Here is a 17099-nt window from a genome sequence, read left to right on the forward strand (position 1 = left end):
GGCGCCTTCAGGCGTCCTCGGGATAGCGCTGCTCCTGCCAGGGATCGCCGCGGTCGTGATAGCCGCGCATTTCCCAGAAGCCAGGCGTGTCGCCGACCCGGAAGTCGATGCGCCTGAGCCACTTGGCGCTTTTCCACAGATAGAGATGCGGGATCAGGGCCCGTACCGGCCCGCCGTGCTCGGCCGTCAGCGGCTGGCCTTCCCAGCTGTGCACCAGCATGGCGCCCGGCGCGGCGAAATCGGCCAGCGGCAGATTGGTGATGTAACCGTCATGGCTGTGCAGGAGCACATGGGTCGCCTCGTCCCGCGGCTGCACCTCGTCGAGCAATTCTGCTATCGGCAGACCGATCCAGCGATTGTCATAGCGTGACCAGGTGGTGACGCAATGCATGTCGCTGACCGTCTCGTTAGTCGCCCGCGCGGCGAAGGTCTCCCAGTTCCAGCGCAGCGTCTTGCGGACCGCGCCAGTCACCGCCAGTTGCCAGCGCTCCCGGCTGACCTCCGGGCGGATGCCCAGGTCCAGGACCGGCCAGTTGCTGACGCGGTGCTGGCCAGGCGGCAGACGCTCGCTTTCCGCACGCGCACCCTGGCCGGTAAGGAAGCGTCCCTCCTGGGCCCAGCGCTCCTTGGAACGGGTCAGCTTGCTCGGCTCGTCGCTCATCAATGGATCCTCTTCACAGGTCGTGGGCTTCTGACCGCCATGATGGCCTTTCGTCGGCATGGGCCGAACCCAGACGGCGTCTTGCGCCTCCTATCCTGCAGGCACTCAGAGAGGCGCCTCCTTTTTCTTAACCTGCCGGAGAACCACCATGGTAGATGCAACCCAGATCAAAGAGCATGCGGAAGTTGTCGGTTCGGACGGCCAGCACGTGGGCACCGTCGACCATATGGAAGGCGCCGATCGCATCAAGCTGACCAAGCGCGATCAGGATGCCGATGGCAAGCATCACTATATTCCGTTGAACTGGGTCCAGTCGGTGGATGGCAGTCAGGTGCGGCTATCCAAGACCCGGGACGAGGCTGAAAGCGAGTGGCAGGCCGCCTAAGGCACGCCGCCCATTAAAAAGCCCCGCTGATGCGGGGCTTTTTAATGGGCGGCGACTACGGATCAGTTGATGTATTCGAACAGCTTGACGATGCGCTGCACGCCCGAGACGCTCTGGATCAGCTGCACGGCATGGGCGCCTTCCTGCTGGGTCACCAGGCCCAGGAGATAGACGATGCCGTTCTCCGTGACCACCTTGATGCGCGAACCGGGGATGTCCTCGTCGGCGAACATCTGGGTCTTGATGCGGGTGGTCAGCCAGGAGTCGTTGCTGCGCGCCAGCAGCGAGGAGTTGCCGGTCACCTGCAGTTCGTTGTGCACCGTCTTGACCCGCTGCACGCTGCGCACGGCCTGTTCGGCCTGGGCCTTGAGATCGGCGCGCGGCGTCTGGCCGGCGATCAGCACCACGCCGTTGTAGCTCACCACCACAATGTGCGAACTGGCCAGATCGGGGTTGGCCTTGGAGATGTTGACCGAGGCCTTGGTCTCGATCAGGGCGTCGTCCACGGTACTGCCCAGGGTGCGGGTGCCGCGGTTGTCGTCGATGGGCTTGTCGCGGCTGGCGGTGACCACGTTGCTGCAGCCGGCGACCGCAAAGGACAGCGCCAGGATGGCGAGCAGGGGAGCCTTCTTCATTCTTCGCTTCCAAACAGTTGCTGATCGATCTGGTCGCACAGGCAGTGGATCACCAGCAGGTGCACTTCCTGGATGCGGGCGGTGACCTTGGCAGGCACGCGAATCTCGACGTCTTCGGGCAGCAGCAGGGAGGCCATGCCGCCGCCGTCGCGGCCGGTGAGGGCGACCACGGTCATCTCGCGGTCGTGAGCAGCCTGGATCGCCTGGATCACGTTGGCCGAATTGCCGCTGGTGGAGATGGCCAGGAGGATGTCGCCCGGCTGACCCAGGGCGCGGATCTGCTTGGAGAACACCTCGTTGTAGCTGTAGTCGTTGGCGATGGAGGTCAGCGTCGAGGTGTCGGTGGTCAAGGCCAGGGCCGGCAGGCTGGGCCGCTCTCGCTCGAAGCGATTCAGCAATTCCGAGGAGAAGTGCTGGGCGTCGCCGGCGGAGCCGCCATTGCCGCAGGTGAGAATCTTGCCTTCGTTGAGCAGGGCCGCAACCATGACCTGGCTGGCCAGATCGATATGCGGAATCAGGACTTCCATGGCCTGACGCTTGGTTTCGATGCTGTCCCGGAAGAGTTTCTGGATGCGGGCGTGGGTGTCCATCGCGATATCTTTGACCTGTGCTGTGGAGGGCCTCAGGCGTCGAAGGCCTGTTTGATCCATTCGAGTGCCTGAGGGGACGCGTCGGCCCCGGGGCCGATCGCGATCACGTCGAAACGACAGGGCCGCTTGGCCCAGCGCGCTTCGGATTGCAGAAAGAGGGCGGCGCTGTTGACCAGTCGCTGCCGCTTGCGGGCATCTATGCTTTCCGCGGCGCCGCCCCAGGCGGTGTGCCTGCGGGCGCGTACCTCGACGAATACTACTGTATCGCCGTCGAGCATGACCAGATCGAGCTCGCCACCCTGCCAGCGCCAGTTGCGGGCGAGCAGCCGCAGGCCGCGCGTCTGCAGGAACTGCAGGGCGCGATCCTCGGCTTGCCTGCCGCGCTGGAGATGCGGCGCCTGCTTCACGGGGTGCTGAGCGAAGCCGGCACGCTGGTGGTGGGCAGCGGCGCATTGTTGGCCGGCAACGGCTGGGCCACGCCATTGCGGAATTCCGCCCAGGGCAGGTGACGCACCACGCGCTGGTCGGGCGCCACGCTCAGATTGCCGGACAGGCCGGGCAGCTCGGAGTTGGGCAGGGCCTTGAGCTGCTGCAGGTGCAGCGCCAGCAGGTAGGCATCGGCGCCCATGGCATAGAGCCGACCGATGCTGGTGCCGGCCTGCGGCCACTGGGCGGTGATCTTAGCGCGCAGCGGATTGCTCGGGTCGAGCAGCCAGGGGGTTTCGCAGAACAGGATGCCGTTGAGATCCTGATTGGCGCCGGGTTCGTTGACGCCGCTGTTGAGGTTGGAGGTGGCGTACACCGGCAGATCGCGGGCGTTCTGGTAGACCAGGATCGGCTTGATCTGGCGCGCCTGGGCCGGGGTCGAGGCGAGGAAGATGAAGTCCATGCCCTGGCGCATCTGCAACAGGCTGGTGATGCGATTGGCGATCTCGACCGGTTGACCGATGCGCTCGGCGGCGACCAGGCGCCCGCCCAGTTGCTGCCACTCGTTCTGGAAGGCGGCCAGCACGCGGGCGCCCCAATCACCCTGGGGCACCATGGCGCCGGCACTGCGCTTGCCGTCGGCCCAGGCACGGCGCGCGGCCTCGCGGGCCTCGTCCTCGGCGGCCAGGCCGAACTGGAAGAGCTGCGGCGGCTGGGCGCCCTGGCTGTCGCCATAGTTCAGCGCCAGGGTATTGATCGGCAGTTGCGGGCGATCGCCCAGCTGCTTGACGAAGTTCTTCTCCAGCGGGCCGACCACCAGCTGGATGCCGGCGGCCTGGGCCTGGCGGTAGAAGGCGTCCAGCGAACCCATCTGGGTGCTGTCGTAGACGGTCACGGCCGGGGCGCTCTGGCCGGCGGCCAGGGCTTCGTAGCGAGCGGCCATGAAACCGTCCTGCAGTGCGCGCGAGACGCCGGCGAGCTGGCCCTGCAGGGGCAGCAGCAGGGCGACGCGATTGAGCGGTTCCCGCGCCAGGGTCTTCAGGTGCTCCAGGTCATCGGGCAGATTGCGTGCGGCGGGATGGCCGGGGTTCTGCTTCTGCCATTCCTCGATGGCGGCGAGCTGCTGATCCAGCGCCAGATTGCCGCGGGCGATGGCGGCCAGTGCCAGCCAGCCATTGAGGTCGGCGTCCTTCACGCTCTGGCGCAACTGCGCGTCCGGCAGGCTGGTCACCAGCTGCCAGATCTGCTCGCGGTTGTCATGGGCGGCATCGCCGTCCAGCAGCGGACCGAGGAAGATGCGTTCCTGGGCGGCGGCGAGCGGCTGGCCGTTGGCGGCCTGGGCCGCGGCCTTGGTCAGGCCGCTGCGGATCTGCTGCTGGGCCGGCAGTTCGCCCAGTTGGGCGAAGCTCGGGTGGTCGAAACGCTTGAGCGCCTGGGCCGGCTGCTTGTCGAGCAAATCGAGCTGGGCCAGCAGGGTCTGGGCGAACATCTGCTGTGCCGGCTTGAGGCCTTCGAGATTGATGGAACCCAGGATCTGCCGCGCTTCGCGGGAATTCTGCTGGGCATAGGCCTTGTCGGCGGCGGTCAGGCGCAGCAGATTGGCCTGCTCGGACTGACTGGAGCCGGCCTGATTCAGCAGCTGCTCGATGCTGGCCTGGGTTGGCTGGGGCAGGTCGCCGAGGGCGTTGTTGACGGGCGAGCTGCTGCAGGCGGCGAGCAGGGCGAAGGCGGTGGCGCAGAGCAGCGGACGCAGGCGGAACTTCATGCTGTGGTTCCTGAGCAAAAGTCTGGAAAGGGGGCGATTGTCTCACAGCACCCAAGCGCTGCGAACGCCAAGGGCGAGAGCGGCGTACACTGTTGGGCTATTTCCAGTCCGTCAGGTTTCATCATGATTTCGCCGGGTACTCTTTATGTGGTTGCCACGCCCATCGGCAACCTGGACGACATCACCGCCCGCGCGCTCAAGGTCCTGCGCGAAGTGGCCCTGATCGCCGCCGAAGACACCCGTCATTCGGCGCGGCTGCTGCGTCATTTCGGCATCGAGACGCCACTCGCGGCCTGTCACGACCACAACGAACGCGATGCCGGCGGCCGCTTCATCACTCGGCTGCTGGCGGGGGAAGACGTCGCCCTGATCTCCGATGCGGGCACGCCGCTGATTTCCGATCCGGGCTTTCACCTGGTGCGAGCGGCGCGCGCCCAGGGCGTCCGGGTCTCGCCGATTCCCGGCGCCTGCGCCCTGGTCGCGGCGCTGTCGGCGGCCGGTCTGCCCTCGGATCGCTTCAGCTTCGAAGGCTTCCTGCCGGCCAAGGCGGCAGGCCGGCAGGGACGCCTGGCGGCGCTGCGCGAAGATCCCCGTACGCTCATCTTCTACGAGGCGCCCCACCGGCTCGAGGATTGCGTGGCCGACATGGTGAGCACCTTCGGGCCTGAGCGGCACATCGTTCTTGGTCGCGAACTGACCAAGACCTTTGAGACCCTGCGCGGCTTGCCCGCTGGCGAGCTGTTGGCCTGGATTCGCGCGGATCTGGATCAGCAGCGCGGCGAGTGCGTGCTGCTGGTGGGTGGCTGGGCGGCGCCGGAGGACGCGGAGGTCGATGCCGAAACCCTGCGCATCCTCGATCTGCTGCTGGCCGAGCTGCCGATCAAGCGCGCCGCTGCCCTGGCCGCCCAGATCACCGGCGCGCGCAAGAACCAGCTCTATCAGCTGGCCCTGGAGCGCAAGGGCGAGCCGGGCTGAGTCAGGGTGAATTAGTGGGCATCTTTCCTTGTTATCCGCCCCCAGTCTCTATACCCTTGCGCCGCGAGAGCCGACCGGGCAGTCGCTGTCGTGATCCGCAAGGGTTGCGAGGGAGGAAAGTCCGGGCTCCATAGGGCGAGGTGCCAGGTAACGCCTGGGAGGCGTGAGCCTACGGAAAGTGCCACAGAAAATAACCGCCTAAGCGCGCAAGCGCCGGTAAGGGTGAAAAGGTGCGGTAAGAGCGCACCGCACGGCTGGCAACAGTTCGTGGCTAGGTAAACCCCACCTGGAGCAAGACCAAATAGGAATCCATAGGCGTGGCCCGCGCTGGATTCGGGTAGGTCGCTAGAGGCAATCAGCGATGGTTGTCCCAGAGGAATGACTGTCCTCGACAGAACCCGGCTTACAGGTCGGCTCTCGCACCCCTCCCTCCTGGGCCTCTGCGCCCAGTGTCTGAGACCTCTTCTTAAGACATCACTTTAATCAATTGAGCCAATCAATTGACTTCATTTCCGTTTGTCGGAAATCGATGTCGTTCGTCCTGGCCGTGAACTCGTGCAATTTGCTCGAAATCCCCGTCCCACGCGGCCTGGCTACCCCCTCGCTTACCTTGACTGAAAGCAGCCCTCCTCAATATAGTGGCGGCCGGTGGTACGAAGTGGGGCGAAGTGGGATTTAATGGCAAGGACAGCCTATTAGAGGACGCGAAATTGTTCCGGGGAGCGAACGCCATCAGTCTCGACGCCAAGGGGCGCGCCGCGATGCCGAGCCGGTATCGTGACGAGCTGCTGGAGCGTTGTGCCGGCCAGCTCATCGTGACGATCGATGCCGTCGACCCCTGCCTTTGCGTCTATCCACTCCCGGAATGGGAAATCATCGAAAGCAAGCTGCGGCAGTTGCCCTCGCTGCGTGAGGAGACTCGCCGCCTGCAGCGCTTGCTGATCGGCAATGCGGTGGATCTGGAGCTCGACGGCAGTGGCCGTTTCCTGGTTCCGCCGCGCCTGCGTGAATACGCCAAGCTGAACCGGCGCGTGATGCTGGTCGGTCAGCTCAACAAGTTCCAGTTATGGGATGAGGACGCCTGGAGTGCCGTGTGCGACGCGGATCTCCTGGCGATTAAGGAACCCGGCGGTATGCCGGATGAAATGCGCGATTTGATCCTGTGACCATGAACCCAGTCTTCCACCACGTCTCCGTTCTCCTGGACGAGGCCGTACAGGCATTGGCGATCCAGCCTGCCGGCCGTTATCTGGACGGCACCTTCGGCCGCGGCGGACACAGCCGGGCCGTGCTGCGCCTGCTGGGTGGAGAAGGGCGGCTGCTGGGCTTCGACAAGGATCCCCAGGCGATCGCCGCCGGCCAGGCCCTGGCTGCGGAAGATCACCGCTTCGAAATCGTCCAGCGCAGCTTCGCCGAACTGGGCGATGAACTCGCAGGCCGTGGCTGGTCCGGCCAGGTCGATGGCGTGCTGCTGGATCTGGGCGTGTCCTCGCCCCAGCTCGACGATCCCGAGCGCGGTTTCAGCTTCATGCAGGACGGTCCCCTGGACATGCGCATGGATCCGAGTCGGGGGCAGAGCGCCGCCGCCTGGATCGCCACGGCGCCCGAGGCCGACATCGCCCAGGTATTCAAGGAATTCGGCGAAGAACGTTTTGCCAAGCGCATGGCGCGCGCCGTGGTGCAGCGTCGTGAAGTCCAGCCCTTCGAACGTACCGGCGACCTGGCCAAGGTACTCACCGAGGCCAATCCGGCCTGGGAAAAGGGCAAGCATCCTGCTACCCGTGCCTTCCAGGGGCTGCGTATCTATATCAATCGCGAACTGAGCGATCTGGAGCAGGGCCTGCAGGCGGCCTACGAGCAACTGGCCGTGGGTGGCCGGCTGGTAGTGATCAGCTTCCACTCGCTGGAAGACCGCATCGTCAAACAATTTATGCGCCGACTGGCCAAGGGCGAGGCCGACCAGCTGCCGCGCGACCTGCCGATCCGCGCCACGGTCTTCGAGCCCTCGCTGCGCCTGCTGGGCAAGCCGGCCTATGCCAGCGAAGCCGAACTGGCCGCCAATCCCCGCGCCCGCAGCGCCGTGATGCGCGTTGCCGAGAAGCTGAAATGAGCCGGCTCTTCGTCAAGAAACTGCCCCTGGGCAGCAGCGTCATGCTGGTGCTGTTCGTCGGTGTACTGCTGTCGGCGGTAGCCGTGGCCTATAGCGCCCACTGGAATCGCCAACTGCTCAACACCCTCTATGGCGAGATGGCCATCCGCGACAAGGCCCAGGCCGAATACGGTCGGCTGCTGCTGGAGCAGAGCACCTGGACCGCCCACAGTCGCGTCGAGGCCCTAGCCAGCGGCCAATTGCAGATGCGCATTCCCGATCCGACCGAAATCTGGATGGTCAATCCGTGAAAGGCCTGATCGCGCGCCTGCCATGGCGCTTCAGCCTCATTATCGGGCTGTTGCTGGTCATGGTCGGCACCATCATCTGGCGCATCGTCGATCTGCACGTGATCGACCGGGCCTTTCTGAAGGGGCAGGGCGATGCGCGCAGCGTGCGCACCATCCCCATTCCCGCGCACCGTGGCCTGATCACCGATCGCAACGGCGAGCCCCTGGCCGTGAGTACGCCGGTCACCACCCTGTGGATCAATCCCAAGGAACTGCTGGGCGCCGAGGATCGCTGGGCGACCCTGGCCGATGCCGTCGGCCAGCCGCGTGCGGAATTGGCCAAGCGCATCGAGCAGAACGCCAGCAAGGAATTCCTCTACCTGGCCCGTGGCCTGACGCCCGAGCAGGGCGAGGCGGTGATGAGCCAGGTCAAGGCGCACAAGATTCCCGGGGTCTACGACATCGAGGAATTTCGGCGTTTCTATCCGGCGGGTGAGGTGGCGGCCCATGTGGTCGGCTTCACCGACATCGACGACCACGGCCGCGAAGGCATCGAACTGGCCTTCAACGAGTGGCTGTCCGGCGTGCCGGGTCGTCGCCAGGTGGTCAAGGATCGCCGCGGTCGGCTGATCCGCGATGTCCAGGTCGCCAAGAACGCCAAGCCGGGCAATACCCTGGCGCTGTCCATCGACCTGCGGCTGCAGTATCTCGCCGCGCGCGAACTGCGCAATGCCCTGACCCAGTTCGAAGCCGAGGCCGGCAGCCTGACCATCGTCGACGTCAAGACCGGCGAAGTCCTGGCGATGGTCAACATGCCCACCTACAACCCCAACAATCGCCGCAGTCTCGAACCGGCCGCCATGCGCAACCGGGCGATGATCGACGTCATGGAGCCCGGCTCGGTGATGAAGCCGATTTCCATGACCGCGGCGCTCGCCAGCGGTCGCTGGAAGCCCACCGACAAGGTCAACGTCTATCCCGGTTCGCTGCAGATCGGTCGCTACACCATCAAGGACGTCTCCCACAGCGACGGCGCCCTGGACCTGACCGGCATCCTCATCAAGTCCAGCAACGTCGGCATGAGCAAGATCGCCTTCGACGTCGGTGGCGAGAACATCTACAACGCCATGCGCGCCGTGGGCCTCGGCCAGGACACCGGTCTGGGCTTTCCCGGCGAGCGGGTCGGCAATCTGCCCAACCATCGCAACTGGCGTCCGGCCGAGACCGCGACCCTGTCCTATGGCTATGGCCTGGCGGTAACCGCCGTGCAACTGGCCCATGCCTATTCGGTGCTGGCCAACGACGGTCGCTCGGTGCCGCTGTCCATGGTGCGCCTGGACAAGGCCCCGGCCAGCGATCAGGCGGTGGAAGAGCGCGTTGCCAAGACCTTGCAGGGCATGCTGCAGCAGGTCGTGGAAGCCCCGGGCGGGGCCTTCCGCGCCCAGGTGCCGGGCTACCACGTCGCCGGCAAGAGCGGGACCGCGCGCAAGACCAGCACCGGCACCCGTGGCTATGCCGAGAATTCCTATCGCTCGCTGTTCGCCGGCTTCGGCCCCACCAGCAATCCGCGCCTGGCCGCGGTGGTGGTGATCGATCGTCCGAGCAAGGGCGGCTACTACGGTGGCGTGGTCTCGGCCCCGGTGTTCAGCCGCGTGATGTCCGGCGCCCTGCGCCTAATGAACATCCAGCCGGATAACCTCCAGCCGCTGCCGGTGCAGCAGGCCCAGGCGGGCAAGCCGCTGCTGGTCGGGGAGCGTGATCGATGAGCCGCCTGCTGACCGACCTCCTGCCTAAAGCTGCCACTGCCGTCGACATTGGTGGCTTGGCGCTGGACAGCCGCGAGGTCCGCCCGGGCTCGCTGTTCCTGGCCATTCCCGGTCTGCACAGCGACGGCCGCGCCCATATTGCCAGCGCTGCCGAGCGCGGCGCCGCGGCTATTGCCTATGAGACGAAGGACGCTCCCGCACTGCCGGCCCTGGACATCCCCCTGGTCGCCGTCGAGGGCCTGGCCGCGCAGCTGTCCGCCATCGCCGGTCGTTTCCATGGCGAGCCGAGCCGGCGCCTGGCGCTGGTCGGCATCACCGGTACCAATGGCAAGACCAGTATCAGCCAGTTGATCGCCCAGGCCTGTGACCTGCTCGGTCAGCGTTGCGGCATCGTCGGCACCCTGGGTAGCGGCTTCCATGGCGCCGTCGCCGAAGGCCGTCACACCACCCCGGATGCCCTCAAGCTGCAGGCGACCCTGGCGGAACTGGCCGAGGACGGCGCCACCGCCGTCGCCATGGAGGTCTCTTCCCATGGCCTGGCCCAGGGTCGGGTGGCGGCGCTGGCCTTCAAGGTCGCGGTCTTCACCAACCTGTCTCGCGATCACCTCGATTATCACGGGACCATGGCCGCCTATGGCGAAGCCAAGGCCCAGCTGTTCGCCTGGCCGGGGCTCGGCGCCCGCGTCCTCAATCTGGATGACGCCTTTGGCCGCGAGCTGGCGGCTCGCCCCAGCCCGGCCGCGACCCTGACCTACAGCCTGAGCGATCCGGCCGCCAGCCTCCATTGCCAGGCCATCCAGTTCGACGACCACGGCGTGCGCGCCCGGCTGGTCACCGCCCAGGGTACCGGTGAGCTGCGCAGCCAGCTGATCGGACGCTTCAACCTGAGCAACCTGCTTGCCGCCATCGGTGCCCTGCTGGGGCTCGGTCATGCGCTGGCCGACATCCTCGCCATCCTCCCGCAGCTGCAGGGCCCGGCCGGACGCATGCAGCGCCTGGGCGGCGCCGGGCGACCGCTGGTGGTGGTGGACTACGCCCACTCCCCCGATGCCCTGGACAAGGTGCTCACCGCCCTGCGGCCCCATGTCGGTGCCCTGGGTCGCCTGGTCTGCGTGTTCGGCTGTGGTGGCGATCGCGATCGCGGCAAGCGGCCGGAGATGGCCGCGGTGGCCGAGCGCCTGGCCGATCAGGTGGTGGTGACCGACGACAACCCCCGTACGGAAGATCCGGCTGCCATCGTTGCCGATATCCGCGCCGGCTTCGCGCATCCCGAGCAGGTGAGCTTCGCCGGCCGGCGTGAGGCGGCCATCGCCCAGGCCGTGGCCGCGGCGACCGCCCAGGACATCGTGGTGCTGGCCGGCAAGGGCCATGAGCCCTACCAGGAAATCGCCGGTGTCCGTCATCCCTTTTCCGATCTCGACCAGGCCGAGCGGGCCCTGACCGCCTGGGAGCGACAGCATGCTTAGAACCTTCACCCTCACCGAAGTGGCCGAGGCCCTGACCGGCAACCTGCTGGGTTCCGATGCCCTGTTCGACGGCGTCGGCACCGACAGTCGCAAGGCCGTGGCCGGGCAGCTCTTCGTCGCCCTGAGCGGGCCGCGCTTCGATGGTCATGCCTATCTGGCCGACGTGGCCGCCCAGGGTGCCGCGGCAGCCCTGGTGGAGCGGGCCGTGCCCGAGGTCCAGCTGCCCCAGCTGGTGGTGGCCGATACCCGCCTGGCGCTGGGGCGTCTGGGCGCCTTCAATCGGGATCTGTTCCAGGGCAGACTCGCCGCCGTGACCGGCTCCAGTGGCAAGACCACGGTGAAGGAGCTGCTCGCCGCCATCCTGCGTCAGCAGGGCGCCACCCTGGCCACTCAGGGCAATCTGAACAACGACCTCGGCGCGCCTCTAACCCTGCTGCAACTGGCCGCCGAGCACGCCTATGGCGTCATCGAGCTCGGTGCTTCCCACGTCGGTGACATCGCCTATACCGTGAGCCTGACACGCCCGGATGTCGTTATCATTACCAACGCCGGCCAGGCCCATGTGGGCGAGTTCGGCGGCGTCGATCGTATCGTCGAGGCCAAGGGCGAGATCATCGAAGGCGTGGGCGAGGCGGGCACCGTGGTGCTCAACCGCGATGACGCCGCCTTCGCGACCTGGCAGCGCCGCGCGGCCGGTCGCACCGTCGTCGCCTTCGGCCTGGATGCCCGCGCCGACGTCCGCGCCAGCGAGGTGACCCTGGATGACCAGGGCCGCCCGAGCTTCCTCTTGCACACCGCCCAGGGCGAGGCGCCGGTCACCCTACAGCTGCTGGGTGCCCACAACGTCGGCAATGCCCTGGCCGCCGCGGCCGCAGCGCTCAGCCTGGGGCTGGAGCTGGCCACCATCGCCCGTGGCCTCGCCGCCGCGGCACCGGTCCAGGGCCGCACCCTGACCCGCATCAGCCAGCGCGGCGCCCAGGTCATCGACGACAGCTACAACGCCAACCCCGCGTCGGTGAAGGCCGGGATCGACCTGCTGGGTGCCCTGCCGGGCCGCCGGGTGGTGGTCCTGGGCGACATCGCCGAGCTGGGTGAGTGGACCGAGCAGGGCCATCGCGAAGTGGGCGAGCACGCCCGCGGCAAGGTGGATGCCTTCTACAGCGTCGGTCCCTCGATGGCCCATGCGGCCAGCGCCTATGGCGCCGAGGCTCGGCATTTCGCCGATCGCGAACACCTGATCGAGGCCCTGGCGGACGAGGACCGGGCCGGAACCACCCTGCTGATCAAGGGATCCCGCAGCGCCGCGATGGACAAGGTCGTCGCCGCGCTCTGCGCTATCAACACCGAGGAGAAACACTGATGCTGCTGCTGTTGGCGGAGTTCCTGCAACAGTTCTACAAGGGCTTCGCCGTCTTCCAATACCTCAGCCTGCGCGGCATTCTGGGCGTTCTGACCGCCCTGTTGCTGTCGTTGTGGCTCGGCCCCTGGATGATCCGCACCCTGCAGATCCGCCAGATCGGCCAGGCCGTGCGCAACGATGGCCCCCAGTCGCACCTGTCCAAATCCGGCACCCCCACCATGGGCGGCGCCCTGATCCTGACCACTATCGGCATCAGCACCCTGCTGTGGGCCGATCTGCACAACCGTTACGTCTGGACCGTGCTGGCGGTGACCTTCCTGTTCGGCGCCATCGGCTGGGTCGACGACTATCGCAAGGTGATCGAGAAGAATTCCCGCGGTCTGCCCAGTCGCTGGAAGTACTTCTGGCAATCGGTATTCGGCCTGGGGGCGGCGATCTTCCTCTATGTCACGGCCAAGGCGCCGATCGAAACCACGCTGATCCTGCCCCTGCTGAAGAACATCGAGATCCCGCTGGGGATTTTCTTCGTTGTGCTGACCTACTTCGTCATCGTCGGCTCCAGCAACGCGGTCAACCTCACCGATGGCCTCGACGGCCTGGCGATCATGCCCACCGTGATGGTCGGCGGCGCCCTGGGCATCTTCTGCTACCTGTCGGGCAACGTTAAATTCGCCGACTACCTGCTGATTCCCTATGTGGAAGGCTCCGGCGAACTGATCGTCTTCTGCGGCGCCCTGATCGGGGCGGGCCTGGGCTTCCTCTGGTTCAACACCTATCCCGCCATGGTGTTCATGGGTGACGTCGGCGCCCTGGCGCTGGGCGCCGCCCTGGGCACCATCGCCGTCATCGTCCGCCAGGAAGTGGTGCTGTTCATCATGGGTGGCGTCTTCGTCATGGAGACCCTCTCGGTGGTCATCCAGGTCGCCTCCTTCAAGCTGACCGGCAAGCGCGTCTTCCGCATGGCGCCGATCCACCACCATTTCGAATTGAAGGGCTGGCCCGAACCGCGGGTCATCGTGCGCTTCTGGATCATCACCGTGATCCTGGTGCTGTTCGGTCTCGCCACCCTGAAACTGAGGTAATCGCAGTGCTCATCGCTTCCGACCAGTTCCGTATCGTCGTCGGCCTCGGCAAGAGTGGCATGTCGCTGGTGCGCTTTCTCGCGCGCCGGGGCGTGCCCTTCGCCGTGGCCGACACGCGGGAACAGCCGCCGGAACTTGCGACCCTGAGAACCCAGTATCCCCAGGTCGAGGTGCGCTGCGGCGAGCTGGATGTCGACTTCCTCGCCCGCGCGGCCGAGCTCTATGTGAGTCCCGGCCTGGCCCTGGAAACGCTGGCGCTGCAGGAAGCCGCCGCCCGTGGCGTGCGGCTGTCCGGCGATATCGAGCTGTTCGCGCGCCAGGCCCGGGCACCCATCGTCGCCATCACCGGTTCCAACGCCAAGAGCACCGTCACCACCCTGGTGGGTGACATGGCGCTGCGCGCCGGCAAGCGGGTGGCCGTGGGGGGCAACCTCGGTACCCCGGCGCTGGACCTGCTGGCCGATGACGTCGAACTCTATGTGCTGGAGCTGTCGAGCTTCCAGCTGGAGACCTGCGAGCGACTCGACGCCGAGGTGGCCACGGTGCTCAACCTCAGCGAAGACCACATGGATCGCTACACCGGCATGCCGGCCTATCACCAGGCCAAGCACCGCATCTTCCGAGGCGCCCGCCAGGTGGTGGTCAATCGCGACGATGCCCTGTCGCGGCCGCTGATCGGCGATGACGTGCCGCGCCTGACCTTCGGCCTGGGACGGCCCGATTTCCGTGCCTTCGGCATTCGCGAGGAGGAGGGCCGTCGCTATCTGGCGCTGGCCTTCGACAACCTGCTGGATGTCGAGGAACTCAAGATCCGCGGTACCCATAACCACAGCAATGCCCTGGCCGCGCTGGCCCTGGGCCAGGCCGCCGGTCTGCCGCTGGCACCCATGCTGGAGGCCCTGCGCGCCTTCCCGGGTCTGGAGCATCGCTGCCAGTGGGTCGGCGAGGTCGCGGGCGTCAACTACTACAACGATTCCAAGGCGACCAACGTCGGCGCCGCCCTGGCCGCGGTCGAAGGCCTGGGTGATGACATCGCCGGCCAGTTGGTGCTGATCGCCGGTGGCGACGGCAAGGGCGCCGATTTCAGTGCCCTGCGCGAGCCCATCGCGCGTCACTGTCGCGCCGTGGTGCTGCTGGGGCGCGATGCGGCACGGATCGCCGAGATCCTGCCGGCCACCGTGCAACAGGTGCGTGTCGCCACCCTGGAAGAAGCCGTGGCCGAGAGCCGCCGGCTAGCCCAGCCAGGCGACGCCGTGCTGCTGTCGCCGGCCTGCGCCAGTCTCGACATGTTCCGCAACTTCGAAGAACGCGGGCGGCTGTTCGCCCAGGCCGTGGGAGCCTTGGCATGATCCTCAGCTTCCTGCGCCCCTATCCCTCGCCGCTGGCCAGCCGCCACGGCATCGACCTGGACTTCCCGCTGCTGGCGGGCTGTCTGCTGCTGCTCGGCCTCGGCCTGGTGATGGTGACCTCGGCGTCCTCCGAGGTGGCCGCCGCCCAGTCGGGCAATCCGCTGTACTTCATGTACCGCCATCTGGTCTATCTGGCGATCGGTTTCGTCTCCTGCGGCGTGGTGATGCTGATCCCCATGGCCACCTGGCAGCGCTTCGGCTTTCCGTTGCTGATCATCGCCTTCCTGCTGCTGGTGGCGGTGCTGGTCCCCGGCATCGGCCGCGAGGTGAACGGTTCCCTGCGCTGGATCGGCTTCGGCATCTTCAACGTGCAGCCCTCGGAGATCGCCAAGGTCTTCGTGGTGCTCTATCTGGCCGGTTACCTGGTTCGTCGTCAGCATGAGGTGCGCCACACCTGGGCCGGCTTCTTCAAGCCCTTCATCGTGCTCCTGCCGATGGCCATGCTGCTGCTGCGCGAACCCGACTTCGGTGCCACCGTGGTGATGATGGGTGCCGCCGGTGCTATGCTGTTCCTTGGCGGCGTCGGCCTGTTCCGCTTCCTGATGATGGTCGCCCTGGCCGTGCTGGCGGTGTTCGTGCTGGTGCAGACCCAGTCCTACCGGATGCAGCGGCTGATCACCTTCACCGATCCCTGGGCCGACCAGTTCGGCTCCGGCTACCAGCTGACCCAGGCGCTGATCGCCTTCGGTCGTGGCGGCTGGACCGGTCTCGGCCTGGGCAACAGCATCCAGAAGCAGTTCTACCTGCCCGAAGCCCATACCGACTTCCTCTTCGCCGTGCTGGCCGAAGAACTCGGCCTGATCGGGGCCATGGCCACCGTCGGCCTGTTCCTCTTCGTCTGCGTGCGCGGGCTGTTCATCGGTCACTGGGCCGAGCAGTCTAAGCAGTTCTTTTCGGCCTATGTGGCCTACGGCCTGTCGATGCTCTGGATCGGCCAGTTCCTGATCAACATCGGCGTGAACGTCGGCCTGCTGCCGACCAAGGGCCTGACCCTGCCGTTCCTCAGCTACGGCGGCAGCTCCCTGGTGATCTGCTGCGTGAGCATGGGCCTGCTGCTGCGCATCGAGTGGGAGAGACGCACCCTGGTGGATACCGAGGATGTGGAATTCACCGAAGAGGATTTCGCCGATGTCCGCTAACGTCCTCATCATGGCCGGCGGTACCGGCGGGCACGTCTTTCCGGCCCTGGCCTGCGCTCGTGAATTCGAAGCCCGCGGCTATACCGTGCACTGGCTGGGTACCCCGCGCGGCATCGAGAACGATGTGGTGCCCAAGGCCGGCATCACCCTGCACCACATTCCGGTCACCGGCCTGAGAGGCAAGGGCGTGCGCTCCCTGGTGAAGGCGCCGCTGCAACTCAGCGGAGCGCTCATGCAGGCCATGGGTCTCATGCGCCGGCTCAAGCCGGTCTGCGTGCTGGGCCTGGGCGGCTTCGTCACCGGTCCCGGTGGCCTGGCCACCAGGCTGTGCAACATCCCGCTGGTGATCCACGAACAGAATGCCCATGCCGGCACTGCCAACCGCCTGCTGGTGCCCATGGCCGCACGGGTCTGCGAAGGCTTCGCCGACACCTTCCCGGCGTCCGCCAAGCGCCTGTCCACCGGCAATCCGGTGCGCGCCGAACTCTTCGCCCCGGTGACCCGCGCGCCACTGGAAGAGCGCGCCGCCAATCTGCTGGTACTGGGCGGCAGCCTCGGCGCCGAGCCGCTCAACAAGCTGCTGCCCGACGCCCTGGCCCAGCTGCCCGCGGGCCTGCGACCCAATGTGCGCCACCAGGCCGGTCGCCAGCATGCCGAGGTGACGGCCGAGCGCTACGCCAACGTCGCCGTGGAGGCCGATGTGCAGCCCTTCATCGCCGACATGGCCGCCGCCTATGCCTGGGCCGATCTGGTGATCTGCCGGGCCGGTGCCCTGACCGTCGCCGAGCTGACCGCCACCGGTCTGCCGGCGCTGCTGATCCCCCTGCCGCACGCCATCGACGACCACCAGACCAGCAATGCGCGCTTCCTGGAGCGCGCCGGTGCCGGTGTGGTGCTGCCGCAACATTCCACTCGCCCGGCGGATCTCGCCGCGCAGCTTACCGAGGTCCTGATGCATCCCGAACGTCTTGCCGGCATGGCCGCTCGCAGCCGTGCCCTGGCCAAACCCGATGCCACCCGTGCAGTCGTCGACGCCTGTCTGGAGGTTGCCCGTGGTTAAG

At 66.7% G+C, this 17099-nt stretch carries 17 protein-coding genes and 1 other RNA gene; 13 read left to right on the forward strand and 5 right to left on the reverse strand.

The annotated features are described in order from the left end of the window. Positions 1–7: 7 nt before the first annotated feature. On the reverse strand, positions 8–661 hold the full coding sequence (locus GSQ95_RS11550) for a sulfite oxidase-like oxidoreductase (RefSeq protein ID WP_158893328.1): 654 nt from the start codon (positions 659–661) through the stop codon (positions 8–10). A 148-nt stretch (positions 662–809) separates the two neighbouring features. On the opposite strand from GSQ95_RS11550, the gene GSQ95_RS11555 reads away from it, so the two are divergent. Beyond that, on the forward strand, positions 810–1046 hold the full coding sequence (locus GSQ95_RS11555; RefSeq protein ID WP_158893326.1) for a DUF2171 domain-containing protein: 237 nt from the start codon (positions 810–812) through the stop codon (positions 1044–1046). A gap of 62 nt (positions 1047–1108) precedes the next feature. Here GSQ95_RS11555 and GSQ95_RS11560 read toward each other — a convergent pair whose 3' ends face one another. From GSQ95_RS11560 to GSQ95_RS11575, 4 genes are read right to left on the reverse strand one after another with little or no spacing between them, the layout of a single operon-like run. Next, a complete protein-coding gene (locus GSQ95_RS11560) occupies positions 1109–1681 on the reverse strand; it encodes a BON domain-containing protein (RefSeq protein WP_133862560.1) in 573 nt (190 codons plus the stop codon). Continuing rightward, on the reverse strand, positions 1678–2271 hold the full coding sequence (locus tag GSQ95_RS11565; RefSeq protein ID WP_007162067.1) for a phosphoheptose isomerase: 594 nt from the start codon (positions 2269–2271) through the stop codon (positions 1678–1680). Before GSQ95_RS11565 ends, GSQ95_RS11560 begins: the two co-directional genes overlap by 4 nt. Before the next feature lie 32 nt (positions 2272–2303). Further along, positions 2304–2678 carry a YraN family protein gene (locus tag GSQ95_RS11570; RefSeq protein WP_158893323.1) on the reverse strand — a complete coding sequence of 125 codons (375 nt, stop codon included), beginning with the start codon at positions 2676–2678 and terminating at the stop codon, positions 2304–2306. Next, positions 2675–4462, reverse strand: a complete 1788-nt coding sequence (locus GSQ95_RS11575) for a penicillin-binding protein activator (RefSeq protein WP_158893321.1) — start codon at positions 4460–4462, stop codon at positions 2675–2677. The genes GSQ95_RS11570 and GSQ95_RS11575 overlap by 4 nt, the downstream gene beginning before the upstream one ends. A gap of 123 nt (positions 4463–4585) precedes the next feature. On the opposite strand from GSQ95_RS11575, the gene rsmI reads away from it, so the two are divergent. From rsmI to murG, 12 genes are all read left to right on the forward strand, one after another. Then, positions 4586–5437 (forward strand): 16S rRNA (cytidine(1402)-2'-O)-methyltransferase, encoded by an 852-nt coding sequence (rsmI, locus tag GSQ95_RS11580; protein ID WP_158893319.1) that lies wholly within the window; start codon positions 4586–4588, stop codon positions 5435–5437. Between the two features lie 66 nt (positions 5438–5503). Then, positions 5504–5859: RNase P RNA component class A (rnpB, locus tag GSQ95_RS11585), an RNA gene on the forward strand. Positions 5860–6147: 288 nt separating this feature from the next. Then, entirely contained in the window at positions 6148–6603 is a 456-nt protein-coding gene (mraZ, locus tag GSQ95_RS11590) for a division/cell wall cluster transcriptional repressor MraZ (protein ID WP_158893374.1), read from the forward strand. A 2-nt stretch (positions 6604–6605) separates the two neighbouring features. Then, positions 6606–7547, forward strand: a complete 942-nt coding sequence (gene rsmH / locus GSQ95_RS11595) for a 16S rRNA (cytosine(1402)-N(4))-methyltransferase RsmH (protein WP_158893316.1) — start codon at positions 6606–6608, stop codon at positions 7545–7547. Continuing rightward, entirely contained in the window at positions 7544–7837 is a 294-nt protein-coding gene (ftsL, locus tag GSQ95_RS11600) for a cell division protein FtsL (RefSeq protein WP_158893315.1), read from the forward strand. The genes rsmH and ftsL overlap by 4 nt, the downstream gene beginning before the upstream one ends. A gap of 59 nt (positions 7838–7896) precedes the next feature. Next, positions 7897–9582, forward strand: a complete 1686-nt coding sequence (locus GSQ95_RS11605; protein WP_372240063.1) for a peptidoglycan D,D-transpeptidase FtsI family protein — start codon at positions 7897–7899, stop codon at positions 9580–9582. After that, a complete protein-coding gene (locus tag GSQ95_RS11610; RefSeq protein WP_158893311.1) occupies positions 9579–11048 on the forward strand; it encodes a UDP-N-acetylmuramoyl-L-alanyl-D-glutamate--2,6-diaminopimelate ligase in 1470 nt (489 codons plus the stop codon). The genes GSQ95_RS11605 and GSQ95_RS11610 overlap by 4 nt, the downstream gene beginning before the upstream one ends. Then, positions 11041–12408, forward strand: a complete 1368-nt coding sequence (gene murF, locus GSQ95_RS11615; protein ID WP_158893309.1) for a UDP-N-acetylmuramoyl-tripeptide--D-alanyl-D-alanine ligase — start codon at positions 11041–11043, stop codon at positions 12406–12408. Before GSQ95_RS11610 ends, murF begins: the two co-directional genes overlap by 8 nt. After that, positions 12408–13490, forward strand: a complete 1083-nt coding sequence (gene mraY, locus GSQ95_RS11620; protein WP_007162057.1) for a phospho-N-acetylmuramoyl-pentapeptide-transferase — start codon at positions 12408–12410, stop codon at positions 13488–13490. The genes murF and mraY overlap by 1 nt, the downstream gene beginning before the upstream one ends. 5 nt (positions 13491–13495) lie before the next feature. Next, a complete protein-coding gene (gene murD, locus GSQ95_RS11625; protein ID WP_158893307.1) occupies positions 13496–14839 on the forward strand; it encodes a UDP-N-acetylmuramoyl-L-alanine--D-glutamate ligase in 1344 nt (447 codons plus the stop codon). After that, positions 14839–16038, forward strand: a complete 1200-nt coding sequence (gene ftsW / locus GSQ95_RS11630) for a putative lipid II flippase FtsW (protein WP_158893372.1) — start codon at positions 14839–14841, stop codon at positions 16036–16038. Before murD ends, ftsW begins: the two co-directional genes overlap by 1 nt. Further along, on the forward strand, positions 16028–17098 hold the full coding sequence (murG, locus tag GSQ95_RS11635) for an undecaprenyldiphospho-muramoylpentapeptide beta-N-acetylglucosaminyltransferase (RefSeq protein WP_158893305.1): 1071 nt from the start codon (positions 16028–16030) through the stop codon (positions 17096–17098). Before ftsW ends, murG begins: the two co-directional genes overlap by 11 nt. The last annotated feature ends 1 nt before the right edge of the window (position 17099 follow it).

The organism is Pseudomonas sp. BAV 4579, assembly GCF_009765395.1.
GTDB lineage: Bacteria > Pseudomonadota > Gammaproteobacteria > Pseudomonadales > Pseudomonadaceae > Chryseomonas > Chryseomonas aestiva.